This is a genomic window from Mycolicibacterium thermoresistibile, assembly GCF_900187065.1.
In the GTDB taxonomy this organism is placed as follows: domain Bacteria; phylum Actinomycetota; class Actinomycetes; order Mycobacteriales; family Mycobacteriaceae; genus Mycobacterium; species Mycobacterium thermoresistibile.
This window is the reverse complement of the sequence record NZ_LT906483.1, coordinates 1669555-1684661: the sequence shown is the minus strand read 5'-3', so window position 1 is coordinate 1684661 and position 15107 is coordinate 1669555. Positions and strand designations below refer to the sequence as shown.

Here is a 15107-nt window from a genome sequence, read left to right as displayed (position 1 = left end):
GCCACAGGTCGTCGTCGAAAGTGTTACACCAGGGTGGACCAGTAGCTCCAGAACTGCACCAGGATCAGGAGAAAGAGTGCGGTGAACCACAGCGCGGTCAGGGACCACCGCCACTGGTACAGCGCGCGGGCGACCGGACTGGTGTGACCGGCGGGCTGGAGCGCGACCGACGCCGTGACGACCAGCAGCGGGATCGTCACCGCCCACACCACCATGCAGTACGGGCACAGCGCCTCGATGCGGTACAGGCTCTGGAAGATCAGCCAGTGCACGAACACCGTGCCGAACAGGGTGCCGGTCGCCAGCCCGCCCCAGTACCAGCGCGGCAACCGGATACCGGCCAGCGCCAGCACACCGGTCACCGTCACGACCGTGAAGGAGACGACCCCGATCAGCGAGTTGGGAAAGCCGAACACCGACGCCTGCGGGGTGACCATCACCGAACCGCACGACAGCACCGGATTGAGGCTGCAGGTCGGCACGTAGTCCGGGTCGATCAGCAGGGCGACCTTCTCGATCGTCAGCGCGATCGCCGCGGCCAACCCGAGCACCCCCGCGATCAACACCCACAGCGCGGTGGGCCGGCCGACCGGGAGGCCGGACGGCGCACCGACCGGCGAGTCCGCCGCCGGCGCCGCGCTGGGGGTGTCGACGGTCACGGCGCCGGGACCGGCCCGTCGAGTTGCGGCTGCGCCGGCGGGGCGGCCTCCAGGCCGGGAACGTCGCCGACGATCTCCTTGACGGCCGCCACCAGATCGTCGGGTGTGGACTTGGTGAAATCGAAGTCCTCACCGTTGATCCGGACCGTCGGCGTGGAGTGGATCCCGCCGGCGGCGGCCATGCCCTTGACCATGTCGACGTAGCGGCCGTTGTTGATGCAGTTGGGTACCTCGCCGACCGCACCGGCCTGTCGGGCGGTCTCGATCAGCTGCCGGTTGTCGGGGTACACGCCACCCACCTCGCGCGGCTGCATGACGAACAACGCCGAGTGGAACCGGCGGAACGCGTCGACGGACTCGTCGGCCACGCAGTAGGCCGCCGCACCGGCGCGTGACGAGTAGTTGTCGCTCTGGGTGCTGTCGAGGATGGCGACCATGTGGTAGTCGACGACCGCCGCGCCGCTGTCGATGATGCGGCTGATGGTGGGCCCGAACACGCGCTCGAATCCGGCGCAGCCGGGGCACAACGGGTCCTCGTACAGCGACAGCACAACCTTCGGTTCGCCGGATTCCTCGTCGGTGATCACGTTCTCCGACGTCACCCGCACCGCCTGGCCGTCGCCGGAACCGGGTCGGTCGCTGGTCATCACGATGTAGAGCACCAACGCGACCGCGAACACCACGACGACCGCCGTCAGACCGATCTGGATGAACAGGTTGCGCCTGCGATCGGCGGCCTTCAGGTCGTAGCGCGCGTTCTTGTTGGGCTTGCGCGCGTTCTTCTTCTTGGTGGCCACCCGCCCAGAGTACCGACCCGGGATTCTCCGTACGCGGCTGAGCCTAGACGCGGCTCAGATGGGCGCGCAGTGCCGAGATCACCTCGGCCGTGGCGGTGGCGCTACCGCCGCCGAGCGGGAAGAAGTTCGCGAACGCGTGGATCAACGAACCGTATTCGCGCAGGTCGACCGGCACCCCCGCGGCGCGCATGGCCTCGGCGTACTCGTTGCCCTCATCGCGCAGCGGATCGAATCCCGCGGTGACGACCAGCGCCGGGGCCAAGCCGGACAAATCGTCGGCGAGCAGCGGCGACACCCGCGGATCCTTCTCGTCCACACCGCTGCCGTCCAGATAGTGGGCGGTGAACCAGTCCATGTCCTCGGCGGTGAGGAAGAAGCCGTCGGCGAACAGGGTGCGGGACCGGTACCGGCCACGCAGATCGGTCACCGGATAGAGCAGCAGCTGCAGGGCCGGCGCCGGCGCCCCCTCGTCCCGGCACCGCTGGGCGACCACCGCGGCCAGGTTCCCGCCCGCGCTGTCCCCACCGACCGCGATCCGGGCCGGGTCGGCGCCGACGTCGCCCGGATGGTCCAGGACCCACCGGTAGGCCGCGTAGGCATCCTCGACGGCCGCCGGCGCCTTGTGCTCGGGCGCCAGCCGGTAGTCCACCGACAACACGTTGATGCCGGCGTTCCGGCAGATGTGCCGGCACAGGTCGTCGTGCGTGTCCAGCCCGCCGATGCAGAAGCCGCCGCCGTGGTAGTAGATGAGCAGCGGCGCCGGTGCGACACCCTCCAGCGGCCGGTACAACCGCGCCCGGATGGGGCCGGCCGGCCCCGGCAGGGTGTGTTCGGCCACCTCGGCGGGCAGGTACTGGCGGAACATCGCCGCGGTCGCGCTCAGCTGCGCGCGGGCCTCGTTCACGTCGTCGCCGGCGACCAGACCCGGCATGCCGGCGGCCCGCTGCGCGGCCAGCATCAGGTGCAGGGTGGTGTCCAGCGTGTTGCCGTCGACGATGATCGAACGACCACCGAGCAGCAGCCGCTTCACCGGGTCCGGAATGTGCGGCAGGGACCGCAGCGACACCTTGGTGGCGACGGGCAGAACAGCGTCTTTGACCTGGCCCGCGATCCGGTTCGGGGCGGACCGGGGGTCGGTCGTGCTGGCGTGATCGGTCACGTTCAACGACGGTAATCGATCACCCGCCATCCGGTGGCGAAGTCGGCGGTGCGGACCCGGCCTGCCCCGCGGCCCTGATCGGGCCGCCAGGTGCTGATTAGGTGGCGTCTCGGCGTCGGTAATATCCTCATCCCGAAGTCGGCGATCCGGAGCGGATGCGAGTCCTCCACCCCGAGTGACACCCCGCCGGGTCGGCGAACCGGAACCTTCAGACACAGGACAGGTGACATGACCTCATCCCCCGGGGAGGCAGCCGCGACCCCGACCGTCACGCTCAATGACGACCGTTCGATGCCGGTACTCGGTCTCGGGGTGGGCGAGTTGTCAGACGACGAGGCGGAACGCGCCGTCGCGGCCGCCCTGGAGGCCGGTTACCGGCTGATCGACACCGCCGCCTCGTACGGCAACGAGGCCGGCGTCGGACGGGCGATCGCCGCCTCGGGCCTCCCCCGCGAGGAGATCTTCGTCACCACCAAACTGGCCACCACCGATCAGGGCTTCCAGTCGTCCCAGGACGCCGTCCGGGCCAGCCTGGAGCGGTTGGGCCTGGAATACGTCGACCTGTACCTCATCCACTGGCCCGCCGGTGAGCAGGGCAAGTACGTCGACAGCTGGGGCGGTTTCCTGAAGATCCGGGAGGACGGCCTGACCCGGTCGATCGGGGTGTCCAATTTCGACGAGGAGTACCTGTCGGACATCATCGATCTGTCGTTCGTCACCCCGGCGGTCAACCAGATCGAACTGCACCCACTGCTCAACCAGGCCGATCTGCGCAAGGTGCATGCCGAACGCAATGTGCTCACCCAGGCCTACAGTCCGCTGGGCGTGGGCAATCTGCTCGCTGATCCCACCATCGGGGCGGTCGCGCAGGCGCACGGCAAGAGCCCGGCGCAGGTGCTGCTGCGGTGGAATCTCCAGTTGGGCAACGCGGTGGTGGTCCGGTCGAGCAATCCGGACCGGATGCGGGAGAACCTCGCGGTGTTCGACTTCGAGTTGACCGACGACGAGATGAACACCATCAACGGGATGGACAACGGCACCCGCTACCGGCCCGACCCGCGCAGCTACACCGGCTGAGCCCATCGACACCCGTCGACACCCGGACCCGGCGCCGACCACGCCGGGTCACGCCGCCGGACAGCCGGCGGCGGCCTGCCGCAGAACGTCCGCGGACGGTTGATCCACCGGTAGCCGGTATCCGCGCAGCACCGCGGCGAACTGGAGCGCGTACTGGCAGTGGAACGCCCGGTTCGGCGGCATCCAGTCGGCCGGTGCGCTGTCCCCCTTGTCCTGGTTGGCGGCCCCGGCGACGGCGATCAGATTGGCCGGATCGTTGGCGAACCGGATGCGCTGTTCGGCGGTCCAGTGCCGGGCGCCCTGATCCCATGCGTACGACAGCGGCACGATGTGGTCGATCTGCACCGCGGCGCCGACCTTCGCGCCGCGGGTGAACACGACGGTGTCGTCGGTGTACGGGTCCCGCAGGACGCCGGTGGCCACCGCCCTGGGACACCGGGGGACGGTCACATAAGTCTTGTCGGTCAGATCGCGGTCGAGGATGTCGTTTCGGGTGTCACAGCCGTTGCGGCCACCGGGCGCGCTGGTGTCGTCGGTCCAGGCCTCGCCGAACGCGGCGCGCCGGTAGTCGGGACCGCGGATCCGCCGGGGTGTCTGCGCAATCTCGGCCAGCACATCGGTTCCCGCCGCCACGACGGGCATCCCGGTGCCGACCGGAGCGCCGCCTCCCCCGCCGGCGGTGAGTGTCTGAACCGCCACCACCACCGCGACCACGACCGCCGCCGGCAGCCACAGCGGTCGGCGGGCGCTCATGACTTGTCCAGGTAGACGACTCGGTCGGTCTGGGTGAACGGCGCCGCGAGCAACGCCATGCCGGGATCGTCGGGATCTCGCCGGTACACCGACTCGCACAGCTCGCGCGCGTTGAGGATCACGTCGGCGTGGTCGGCGAGCGACAGGTAGCGCAGTGTGATCGCCCGGCCGGATTGGTTGAGGCCCAACACATCCCCTTCACGACGCTCTTTGAGGTCGAGGTCGGCGAGGACGAACCCGTCCTGGGTGTCGGCGACCGCCTTCAGGCGTTGTCCGGCCCTGGAACCCTCCGGCATCCGGGTCACCAACAGGCACAGGCCGGGATGCTCCCCGCGGCCGATGCGCCCGCGCAGCTGATGCAGCTGGCTGATCCCGAACCGGTCGGCGTCCATCACCACCATCACGGTGGCGTTGGGCACGTCCACGCCGACCTCGATCACCGTGGTGCACACCAGCACGTCGAGCTCACCGGCGCGGAACGCCGCCATCACCGAGTCCTTCTCGTCCGCGCCGAGCCGGCCGTGCATCAGTCCGAGCCGCAGGCCGCGCAGCGGCCCGGTGCGCAGGAACTCATACAGCTGCAGGACGGTGATCGGCGGCGGCGCGCCGGCCCGGTCGTCGGCGGTCCGATCCCCGCCGGCCGGGCCGTCGGTCTTGTCCTTCTCGTCGATCCGCGACGCCACCACGTACGCCTGCCGCCCCTGCTGCACTTCCTCGACGATGCGGGCCCAGGCGCGCTGCAACCATGCCGGCTTCTCACTGGCGAAGACGGCGCGGGTGGTGATCGGGCGCCGCCCGCCCGGCAGCTCACGCAACGTGGAGGTCTCCAGATCGCCGTAGACGGTCAACGCGACGGTGCGCGGGATCGGGGTCGCGGTCATCACCAGCAGATGTGGGGTTATTCCACCACGAGCCTTGGCGCGCAACCGATCTCGCTGCTCCACACCGAACCGGTGCTGTTCGTCGATCACCACCAGACCGAGGTTGTGGAATTCGACCTGGTCCTGCAGCAGGGCGTGGGTGCCGACGACGATACCGGCCTGGCCACTGGCCACCTCGTCGCGCACCTGTCTCTTGCGTTGCGGCGACATCGATCCGGTGAGCAGCGCGATGCGGGTCGCGCCGTCCTCGCCGCCGAGCTCACCGCCCATGCCCAGCGGTCCGAGCACCGTGCGGATGGATTGGGCGTGTTGTACGGCAAGCACTTCCGTCGGTGCCAGCAGCGCACACTGATAGCCGGCGTCGATCATCTGCAACATCGCCAGCACCGAGACGATGGTCTTGCCGGAGCCGACCTCACCCTGCAGCATGCGGTTCATCGGCCGCTCGGATGCGAGTTCGGCGGAGATCTCGTCGAGCACCTCACGCTGCCCGCGGGTGAGGTCGAACGGCAGCCGGTGTGACAGCCTGGCCGCCAGGCCGCCGTCGTCGGGGGGTGCGGGTGGGCCGGTCTGGCTGAGTTCGCCATGGCGGCGGGTCACCAGACCCCACTGCAATCCGACCGCTTCGTCGTAGGTCAGCCGTTCGCGCGCCCGTTGCCGCTCGGTGGCGCTCTCCGCGACATGGATGGCCCGCAACGCCGCATCCTGGGACATCAGATCATGTTGGGCCAGAAAAGATTCCGGCAACGTCTCGGGCACCGGGTCGAGCACTTCCAGCACCTGGCGAACACAGGCGTAGATGTCCCAACTCTGCACCTTGGCGCTGGCCGGATAGATCGGGAAGAAATCCCGGGCGAACTCCGACAGCTCGATGTCCCCGGTGCTCTGCCGGGAGGCCTCGGCGATCTTGGCCAGCGATCGGCTGCCGAAGGTGCGGCCGTCCTGGTCGAGCACCAGGAAGGCGGGATGGGTCAGCTGCATGGTGTCGCGGAAGTAGCCGACTTCACCGGACAGCATCACCCTGGTGCCGGGAACCAGGCTCTTCTTCAGGTATCTGGGGTTGAAGTAGGTCGCGGTAACCGGTGGTCGCCGGTTACCCAGGGTGACGATCAGCAGTTCCCGCTTGGGATTTCGTTTGGTCCACCGGGTCTGAACCTTGGAGATGGTGTCCACGAAAGTGACGTGGTCACCGGGCTCGGGAAGGTCTGACTCCTCGTCGAGGACGGTCGAGCCGTGGTTGTACTTGCGCGGATAGTGCCGCAGAAGATCGTTGACGGTGCGGATTCCGAAGTGTTCGTCGAGCGCTTCGGCGGCCTTGGCGCCGATGATGAAATCCAGCCGGTCGGAGAGCACCGCCATCGCTATTCCACCCCGATCAGCAGTGCGTCGCCGCGGTGACCGGTGTGATACACCGACAATTCGGTGCCCGGGTGGTTGCGGTGCACGTGGTCGCGAAGCCGTTCGGCCACCGCGGGATCCACCCCCTCGCCCACCAGGACGGTCGCCAGGTCACCACCGCCACCGAGCAGCAGATCGATCAGACCCATTGCGGCGGAAGCGATGTCACGGCCCACGATCAGCACTTCGCCACCGGCGATCCCCAGACCGTCCCCCGGACCGCAGGGCCCGGCCCAGGTGAGCGCCTGCTCGGTTGCGACCCGTACCGAACCGTGCCGGGTGTCCGCGGCGGCACCGGCCATCGTGTAACCGTCGTCGACCGCGTGCCGGCCGGGATCGTGAACGGCCAGTGCGGCCAGCCCCTGCACCATCGACGCGGCCGGCACCGGCACCACATCGATCCCCCAGCTGATCGCCGCGGTGCAGCCCGCCACCAGTTCCTCGGCGGCGACATAGCCGTTGGGCAGCACCATGACCTGGCCGGCGCCGGTGTCGACGAGGGCGCGCAGCAACTGCTGGGCGGTCACCGGCGTGTCCGGATCGCGCCGCAGCACGTGGGCTCCCTCGGTGGCGAACAACTCCGCCGCCCCGTCCCCGTCGACGACGGCCAGCGCGGCACGTTCGCGGCTCCAGCCGGCAGCCGGGTGCGCCGCCCCCCCGCTGAGCGCGGTGATCTGGATACGGCTGGGCACACCGCAGGCCAGCCCCGCCTCGACCGCGCCGCCGGCGTCGTCACAGTGCACGTGCACCGAATAGCCGCCGCTGCCGGAGGCCGCCACGGCGACCGACTCGCCGATCTCCGACAACCGCCTGCGCAACCGCTCGACCCCGCGGGCGTCACAGCCGCTCAGCAGGTACATCACCTCGAACTGCGGCGGTGCGGGGGCCGCAGGTGTGGTGACGGCGGGCTCCGGCGGTGCCGGCCGGTACTCCGGACGGTAGGGCAGCTGCCCGGTCAGGGTCAGGGTGAGCGCGTCGAGCAGGGCCACGAACCCGCGGCCCCCGGCGTCCACCACGCCGGCCCGGGCCAGCACGTCGAGTTGTTCCGGGGTCTTCTCGAGCGCGACGACCGCGGCCTCGGCCGCGGTACTGACCACGGTGCCGATGTCCGCGCCGTCCGCGGCGGCGTGTTCGGCGGCGCCCGCCGCGGCCTGCAGCACCGTGACCACGGTGCCCGGCACCGCCCCGCCCATCGCGGCGACCGCGAGCACCGCGCCGTGCCGCAGCGCCTCGGCGAACAGCGCTCCGTCGATCCTGGTGAGCTCGCCGTTGCGGTCGGTCGCGGCGGCGGCGGTGACCTCGGCGTAGCCGCGCAGGATCTGCGAGAGGATCACCCCGGAGTTACCCCGGGCGCCGTGCAGCGCCCCTTCGGCCAGCGCGGCGGCGAGTTCGGCGACATCCGCGCCGTCGGCACAGCCGTCGGCCTCGGCCCACGCCGAACGCATCGTGAACAGCATGTTGGTGCCGGTGTCCGAATCAGCCACCGGGAACACATTGAGGCGGTTGATCTCGTCAGCGTGTCGGATCAGCTCACTCACGGCGATGTGGGCCCAGTCACGAAGGGCGGACGCATCCAGCCGCCGAGCAGTCATTTCACCTCCCGCGCCGTCGAGACCCGCCATTCTGTCCGCGGGGCGAACCCGGATGTCCCCCCGAGCGGCCACCGCCCCGAGGTGACCCCCGGGAACCCGCCGAACCCCGTGGCGTCAGACTAATCACTGCCGGCGACACCGCCGCGCGGAACATCGCACCGTCCATCGCACCGTTGTGCCCGGTCCGCCGCGCGGCTCAGACGTCCGGTCCGCATTCGGCGCGCATTTTGGTGATACCTGTGCCGCCCGGTATCCTGAGCAGGTTGTCGGGTCACCCGCATGCGGTTTGTTGGCCCCCAAAGTACCGACTCGAGGAGTTCTTATATGGCTGCCGTGTGCGACATCTGCGGGAAGGCCCCCGGCTTCGGCAAGTCGGTGTCGCATTCGCATCGTCGGCACAGCCGTCGGTGGAATCCGAACATCCAGACGGTGCGCGCCGTCGCCCGTCCGGGCGGGAACAAGCAGCGCATGAACGTGTGCGCGTCCTGCCTCAAGGCCGGCAAGGTGCTGCGCGGCTGATCCGGCCGCGCACCCGCCGGAGATTCGTGTGTTTAGCCCGGCGCGAGTCGGGCAAGGCATGGGGGCATGACATTGAAACGATCATCCCGTGCCCTGTTCGCCTTGACCGCCGGTGCCGCCGTGGCCGTCGTGATGACGGCGTGTCAGAGCAACGACGCCACCACCGACGAGGACACCACGACCACCCGGACCACCACCGAGACCACCGAGACCACGATGGAGCCGGCGCCGGGTGCCCCCGGGGAGCCCGGCGAGCCGACCAGCCCCGATGACGGCTCGGCCACCATCGAGATCCCGACACCCGGGGAAGGCGACACCACCGTGGAGATCCCGACGCCGGACTTCGGTGAGCCCGGTGCTCCGGAGGAGCCGGCGCCCAGCCCCGCCCCCTGATCAGATCCGCTGAGATCTTCGGGGCCTATCTTCAGGGCCTATCTTCAGGGGCCTTCAGGGGCCTTCAGGGCAGCCGCCAGTCGACCGGTTCTCCGCCCAGCCGGGTCAGCAGCTCGTTGGCCCGGCTGAACGGGCGGGAACCGAAGAACCCGCGCGAGGCCGACAGCGGTGACGGGTGCGGCGATTCGATCGCCACGCAGTTCTCCCCCTCGAGCATCGGGCGGAGAGTGGCGGCGTCACGGCCCCACAGCACCGCCACCAGGGGCCGGCGGCGGGCCACCAGCGCGCGGATGGCGCATTCGGTGACGGCCTCCCACCCCTTTCCCCGGTGCGACGCCGGGCTCCCGGGTTGCACGGTGAGCACCCTGTTGAGCAACAGCACCCCACGTTCGGCCCACGGCGTCAGATCGCCGCAGCTCGGTTCGGGATAGCCGAGATCGGCGCAGTACTCGGTGAAGATGTTGGCCAGGCTGCGCGGCAGCGGCCGCACCTCCGGGGCCACCGAGAAGCTCAACCCCACCGCGTGACCCGGGGTGGGATAGGGATCCTGCCCGACGATGAGCACCCGAACCTGATCGAACGGGTAGGTGAAGGCACGCAGGACGTTCCTGCCCGCCGGCAGATAGCGGCGGCCGGCAGCCAGTTCGGCTCGCAGGAAATCCCCCATCTCCCTGATCTGCCCCGCCACCGGCTCCAGTGCGCGGGCCCAGCCGTCGTCGACCAGTTCACTGAGCGGGCGCGGCGCCGCCCCGGTCCGTTCGTTCACGCCGGTCCGTTCGTTCACGCCCGACACCTTAATCACCGAAGGATTCCCACCCGGCCGATCCCGACCACGCCACGCCGTCGACGAGAACGCGGGCCGGACCGTCGACGACCCGGCCGATGACCCGCCAGCCGGGTGGCGGCTCGCCCGGAAACGTCGCGACCAGGGCGTGGTCCTCACCGCCGCCCAGCACCCAGGACCAGGCGTCCGCGCCGGTCACCTCGGCGGCCGGCGCGACCGCAGCGTGGTCGCCGGCCAGAGCGTCGGTGAAGACGTCGATCCCCACCGCAGAGGATTCGGCGACATGACCGAGATCGGCCACCAGCCCGTCGGACACGTCGATCATCGACGTCGCCCCGGACGACGCCGCGACCGGCCCCTGCCGGTACGGCGGCGCCGGCACCAGATGCCGCTCCCGCAATGCCGGAAAGTCCTTGATTCCATTGCGCCACAACGCATATCCGGCTGCCGATCGTCCGAGCTGACCGACGGCCGCGACCACGTCCCCCGCGCGCGCCCCGCCGCGCGGCACCGGCGGGCGTCCTTCCAGATCACCGAGCGCGGTCACCGACACCACCCAGTTCGGGGCGCGCACCAGGTCGCCGCCGACGATCCCGGCGCCCAGCGACTGCGCTTCGGCCCACAGCCCGTCGGCCAGCGCCAGCGCCGCGGCGGCCGGGGTGTCCGCCGGCGCGCCGAACGCCACCACGAACGCCGTCGACCGTGCGCCCATCGCCGCGATGTCGGCGGCGTTCTGCGCAATCGCCTTGCGGCCGACCTGATGTGGCGTCGACCAGTCCAGCCGGAAGTGCCGGTCCTGCACCAGCATGTCGGTGCACACCACGGTCCGGCCGTCGGCGGCGTGCACCACCGCAGCATCGTCACCGGGCCCCAGCGCCACGGCGCCGGGCTGCCGCCGGCCGGCCACCAGGCGGTCGATGACGGCGAACTCCCCCACCGCGGCGAGGGTTTCGGCCCGCCCGCCGGCCTCGTCACCGGCCATGTCCCGGGGTTGGTCACCGGCCATCTCGCCTCCTGGCTGTCCGGAGCGGGGTGTCACCGTCCCGCATGCGCTGCGGTACGTTTGGTCTCTGCGGCGAGGAGTCTAGGGCGCAGAACGGAGGACGCGTCGAGTGGCCGACAAATCCCACGGTGAATCGCATGAGATCGCCCCAGAAGAACCCGACGCCCCGCCCCGCGCGCTGCTGATCGCCGCGATCGCGGTGGCGGTGGTCGCGGTGGTGGCGATCCTGGCCGTCGCGGCCTCCCGCCAGGGCGACCCCGCCCGGCAGCCGGTGGCCATCGCCGCGGTGCCCGCTCCGCACGCCGACGACCCGGGATGCCAGGAGCTGTTGGACGCATTGCCCGAGCAGCTCGGGGATTTCGAACGGGCACCGACGGTCGATCCCGCCCCCGCGGGGACCGCCGCCTGGCGGCGCGGCGACGACACCGTCATCCTGCGCTGCGGGCTGGACCGGCCCGCCGATTTCGTGGTGGGAGCTCCGCTGCAGATGGTCGACGACGTGCAGTGGTTCCGGGTCGCCGAGGCCGACCGCACCACCTGGTACGCGGTGGACCGCCCGCTGTATGTGGCGTTGACGCTGCCGGCCGATTCCGGGCCCAGCCCCATCCAGGGGTTGTCGCAGACCATCGCAAAAGTGTTGCCCGCCAAGGAGATCGACCCCGCACCCGCGCGGTAGCGGCACCGGCCGGACCCCGGCGGGGCCGGGTCAGCGCAGCCCGGTGCCCCGCGCCAACGCGGTGTCGACCATCGCCGCCAACAGGGTGGGATAGTCGACCCCGCTGGCGGCCCACATCCGCGGATACATCGAGATCATGGTGAACCCGGGCATGGTGTTGATCTCGTTGACCACCGGGCCGTCGTCGGTGAGGAAGAAGTCCACCCGGGCCAGCCCCTGGCAGTCGATCGCGTGGAAAGCCTTGATGGCCAGTTCGCGTACCTCATCGGCGACGGCGTCGTCGATCTTGGCGGGCACGTCGAGTTCGGCGTCGTCGGCCAGATATTTGGTGGTGAAGTCGTAGAACCCGTCCTCACGGCCCCGCACCCCGGCCACCCGGATCTCGCCGACCGTGCTGCTCCGCACCCGGCCGTCGGGGAACTCGAGCACCGCGCACTCCAGCTCCCGGCCCTCGATCGCGGCTTCCACGATCACCTTCGGGTCATGGCGGCGGGCCTCGGCGACGGCCCCCGGCAGCGCGGACCAGTCGGTGACCCGGGTGACGCCGATCGAGGAGCCACCCCGGGCCGGTTTGACGAACACCGGAAGCCCCAGGCGGTCACGTTCCCCGCGGTCCAGGTCAGCACGACCGGCCCGCAGCACCACGTGATCGCCGATCGGCAACCCCGCGACGGTCAGCAGCTTCTTGGTGAACTCCTTGTCCATGCCGGCCGCACTGGCGAACACGCCCGCACCGACATACGGCACCCCGGCCAGCTCCAACAGCCCCTGAATGGTGCCGTCCTCGCCGTACGGGCCGTGCAGCACCGGAAACACCACGTCGATGGTGGCGAGCACCTCGCGCACACCGGGCCCCATCGACAGCAGCTGCCCCTTGCGGCGCGGATCGGCCGCCAGGATCAGTTCGCTGCCCGCTGACTCGTCCACCTCCGGCAGCCGCCCGTCGACGATCGTCAGCGAATCGGGGTGGGCCCCGGTGAGCAGCCACGTCCCCCCGGGTGTGATGCCGATCGGGATGGCCTCGAACCGCTGTGGGTCCAGATTACGCAGGATGCTGCCGGCCGACACGCACGAAATCGCGTGCTCGTTGCTGCGGCCGCCGTATACCACGGCGACCCGGATTCGTCCTTCGGACCGGTCGCGGGCAGTCACAACCTAGAGAGGCTACCGCCCCATCCGCCCGGGCACGATCCGCGTCCGCCGACCTGCAGTTCAGCGCAGTGCGCGCTCGATGTCGGCGATCAGGTCGTCGGTGTCCTCGATGCCCAGCGAGAACCGGGCGAACCCGTCGCTGACCTCGTCGCCCCACCGGGCCCGCCGGTCGATCGAGGTGTGGATACCGCCGAAGCTCGTCGCGGCGATGACCAGTTCGCTGCGCTCCACCAGGGCGTTCACCGCCGCGGCGCTCTCGAACTCCACCGCCAGCAGACCGCCGAACCGCTTCATCTGATCGGCGGCCACCGGATAGGACGGATCGTCGGGCAGCCCCGGGTAGCGCACCCAGCGCACCGCGGGATGACCGCGCAGCATGACCGCCAGCGCACGGGCGTTCTGACACTGCCGCTCGAACCGCAGGCCGGCGCTGCCGAGGCTGCGCAACACCAGCCAGGCCTCGAACGCGCCCAGGATCGGTCCGGCCAACAGCCGGTCCCGCTCCACCGCCGCCATCAAGTCCGGGTTGCTGCCCGCCACATAACCCGCGATCAGGTCGCTGTGCCCGGACAACGCCTTGGTGGCGCTGGCCACCACCAGGTCGGCGCCCAGCGACAGCGGCTGCTGACCGAGCGGCGTCGCGGCGGTGTTGTCGACCACCAACGTCGCACCCCGGCTGCGGCACACCAGTCCCAGGCGGTGCAGATCGACGACGTCCAGACCGGGGTTCGCCGGCGTCTCCGCCAGCACCACGTCGGCGGCCCCGGCCGCCTCGCACATCTCGGACGCACGGGCCTGGATGATCTTGATGCCTTGCGGCGCAAGATATTCCGCCGCATATCGGCGGACCTGGTAGTAGCCGTCGGCGGGCACCACCAGGGTGGAGCCCGGTTTGGCCAGCACCCGCAGTGTCGAGGTGATCGCCGCCATGCCCGACCCGAACGTCAATGCCGCGGCGGCTCCCTCCAGCGCCGCGAGCGCCGACTCCAGTTGACGCCAGGTGGGGTTCGAGTACCGGCCGTAGACGTCCAGCGGCTCGGACTCGTCGGGAGACAGATGATAGGTCGAGGCGGTGACCGGCGACGGTGCGACCGGACTACCCGGCTCGGCCGGGAAGCTGACCGCCCTCACGGTCCGGGTGGAATCCCCGTACTGCCCGTCCACGCCTCACTCCGGCTTGGTGGTGCGGCCGAGCAGCCGGATGATGGCCTCCTCCACGGACAGGCCCCGGTGGCACACCTCGTGGACCGCCGCGGTGAGCGGCATCTCCACGCCGTAGCTGGACGCCAGCGCCAACACCGATTGACAGGACGTGACGCCCTCGGCCACATGCCCGCCCGCGGCGGCCAGCGCCGACTCCAGCGAACCTCCCCGGCCGAGCCGTTCGCCGAAGGTGCGGTTGCGGGAATGCCGGGAGGTGCAGGTCGCGATGAGGTCGCCGACTCCGGCCAGCCCGGCCAGGGTCTGCGGCTGGGCGCCCAGCGCGATACCCAGCCGCATGATCTCGGCCAGCCCGCGGGTGATGATCGCCGCCGCGGTGTTCTCCCCCAGCCCCACCCCGGCGGCCATCCCGCAGGCCAACGCGATGACGTTCTTACAGGCCCCGCCGATCTCGGCGCCGATGACGTCGGAATTGGTGTACGGGCGGAAGTAGCCGGTGGACAGCGCACGCTGCAACGCGACCGCACGGCCGGAGTCGCTGCAGGCCACCACCGCGGCCGCGGGCTGTTCGTCGGCGATCTCACCGGCGAGGTTGGGTCCGGTCACCACCGCGACGCGGGACGGATCGGCGCCGGTGACCTGCGTCACCACCTGACTCATCCGCATCAGCGTGTTCAGTTCGATGCCCTTGGCGACGCTGACCAGCGTGACATCCGGCCCGATCAGACCGGTCCACTGCGTCAGATTGTCCCGCATGGTCTGCGACGGCACCGCGAGCAGCACCGTGCAGGCGCCGGCCAGCGCGGCCGCGGCGTCGCTGGTCGCGCGGATGGTCTTGGGCAGCTCCGCGTCACCCAGATACCGGGTGTTGCGCCGGGTCTCGTTGATCTCCTCGGCCACCTCGGGGCGGCGGGCCCACAGCGTCACGTCATTGCCCGCGTCCGCGAGCACCTTCGCCAACGCCGTACCCCATGCCCCGGCGCCCATCACTGCCGCTTCCACCACGGTTTCAGCCTATCGCGGTGGCTCGGGGTGCGGTCGCGACCGTTGGCGGGCGCCGGTCAGCGCAGCCGGTGGTGCGCACTGCTGGCAGGATGACGGCC

The 15107-nt window shown here is 70.4% G+C and carries 15 protein-coding genes; 4 read left to right on the top strand and 11 right to left on the bottom strand.

Going from position 1 to position 15107, the window contains the following annotated elements:
* Positions 1–23: 23 nt before the first annotated feature.
* The 3 genes from CKW28_RS07855 to CKW28_RS07845 are packed head-to-tail and all read right to left on the bottom strand — an operon-like array spanning position 24 to position 2621.
* The gene (locus tag CKW28_RS07855) at positions 24–659 is read right to left on the bottom strand and encodes a vitamin K epoxide reductase family protein (protein WP_003927773.1); all 636 of its coding nucleotides are present in this window, start codon (positions 657–659) and stop codon (positions 24–26) included.
* Positions 656–1456 (bottom strand): DsbA family protein, encoded by an 801-nt coding sequence (locus tag CKW28_RS07850; RefSeq protein ID WP_003927772.1) that lies wholly within the window; start codon positions 1454–1456, stop codon positions 656–658. Before CKW28_RS07850 ends, CKW28_RS07855 begins: the two co-directional genes overlap by 4 nt.
* A 43-nt stretch (positions 1457–1499) precedes the next feature.
* Positions 1500–2621: an alpha/beta hydrolase gene (locus tag CKW28_RS07845; RefSeq protein WP_003927771.1), complete on the bottom strand. Its 1122-nt coding sequence runs from the start codon at positions 2619–2621 to the stop codon at positions 1500–1502.
* Between the two features lie 222 nt (positions 2622–2843).
* Here CKW28_RS07845 and CKW28_RS07835 point away from each other — a divergent pair, with 222 nt between their 5' ends.
* On the top strand, positions 2844–3692 hold the full coding sequence (locus CKW28_RS07835; RefSeq protein WP_003927770.1) for an aldo/keto reductase: 849 nt from the start codon (positions 2844–2846) through the stop codon (positions 3690–3692).
* Between the two features lie 48 nt (positions 3693–3740).
* Here CKW28_RS07835 and CKW28_RS07830 read toward each other — a convergent pair whose 3' ends face one another.
* Genes CKW28_RS07830 through CKW28_RS07820 form a run of 3 tightly spaced genes read right to left on the bottom strand, consistent with a single transcriptional unit; the run spans position 3741 to position 8316 of the window.
* Positions 3741–4445: an HNH endonuclease family protein gene (locus CKW28_RS07830; protein WP_003927769.1), complete on the bottom strand. Its 705-nt coding sequence runs from the start codon at positions 4443–4445 to the stop codon at positions 3741–3743.
* On the bottom strand, positions 4442–6685 hold the full coding sequence (recG, locus tag CKW28_RS07825; RefSeq protein ID WP_003927768.1) for an ATP-dependent DNA helicase RecG: 2244 nt from the start codon (positions 6683–6685) through the stop codon (positions 4442–4444). The genes CKW28_RS07830 and recG overlap by 4 nt, the downstream gene beginning before the upstream one ends.
* Positions 6686–6687: 2 nt before the next feature.
* Positions 6688–8316, bottom strand: coding sequence for a fatty acid kinase ATP-binding subunit FakA (locus tag CKW28_RS07820; protein ID WP_040548449.1), 1629 nt, complete (start codon positions 8314–8316; stop codon positions 6688–6690).
* A 324-nt stretch (positions 8317–8640) separates the two neighbouring features.
* Here CKW28_RS07820 and rpmB point away from each other — a divergent pair, with 324 nt between their 5' ends.
* Both rpmB and CKW28_RS07810 read left to right on the top strand, forming a co-directional pair.
* Positions 8641–8835, top strand: a complete 195-nt coding sequence (rpmB, locus tag CKW28_RS07815) for a 50S ribosomal protein L28 (RefSeq protein WP_003927766.1) — start codon at positions 8641–8643, stop codon at positions 8833–8835.
* A 66-nt stretch (positions 8836–8901) separates the two neighbouring features.
* Positions 8902–9228, top strand: coding sequence for a hypothetical protein (locus CKW28_RS07810; protein WP_131588076.1), 327 nt, complete (start codon positions 8902–8904; stop codon positions 9226–9228).
* A 64-nt stretch (positions 9229–9292) separates the two neighbouring features.
* On the opposite strand, the gene CKW28_RS07805 is transcribed toward CKW28_RS07810, so the two are convergent.
* Both CKW28_RS07805 and CKW28_RS07800 read right to left on the bottom strand, forming a co-directional pair.
* Entirely contained in the window at positions 9293–9994 is a 702-nt protein-coding gene (locus tag CKW28_RS07805) for a uracil-DNA glycosylase (protein WP_040548479.1), read from the bottom strand.
* A 28-nt stretch (positions 9995–10022) separates the two neighbouring features.
* Complete coding sequence (locus CKW28_RS07800; RefSeq protein WP_003927763.1) at positions 10023–10994, bottom strand: thiamine-phosphate kinase; 972 nt, start codon at positions 10992–10994, stop codon at positions 10023–10025.
* A gap of 130 nt (positions 10995–11124) precedes the next feature.
* Between CKW28_RS07800 and CKW28_RS07795 the strand changes: the two genes are divergently transcribed.
* On the top strand, positions 11125–11691 hold the full coding sequence (locus tag CKW28_RS07795; RefSeq protein ID WP_003927762.1) for a DUF3515 domain-containing protein: 567 nt from the start codon (positions 11125–11127) through the stop codon (positions 11689–11691).
* Between the two features lie 30 nt (positions 11692–11721).
* Here the strand turns inward: CKW28_RS07795 and CKW28_RS07790 are convergent, their stop codons facing one another.
* Genes CKW28_RS07790 through CKW28_RS07780 form a run of 3 tightly spaced genes read right to left on the bottom strand, consistent with a single transcriptional unit; the run spans position 11722 to position 15009 of the window.
* A complete protein-coding gene (locus tag CKW28_RS07790) occupies positions 11722–12843 on the bottom strand; it encodes a D-alanine--D-alanine ligase family protein (protein ID WP_003927761.1) in 1122 nt (373 codons plus the stop codon).
* Positions 12844–12903: 60 nt separating this feature from the next.
* The gene (locus CKW28_RS07785; protein WP_003927760.1) at positions 12904–14007 is read right to left on the bottom strand and encodes a cystathionine gamma-lyase; all 1104 of its coding nucleotides are present in this window, start codon (positions 14005–14007) and stop codon (positions 12904–12906) included.
* A 3-nt stretch (positions 14008–14010) separates the two neighbouring features.
* Positions 14011–15009 (bottom strand): NAD(P)H-dependent glycerol-3-phosphate dehydrogenase, encoded by a 999-nt coding sequence (locus tag CKW28_RS07780; RefSeq protein ID WP_081475602.1) that lies wholly within the window; start codon positions 15007–15009, stop codon positions 14011–14013.
* Between the last annotated feature and the right edge of the window lie 98 nt (positions 15010–15107).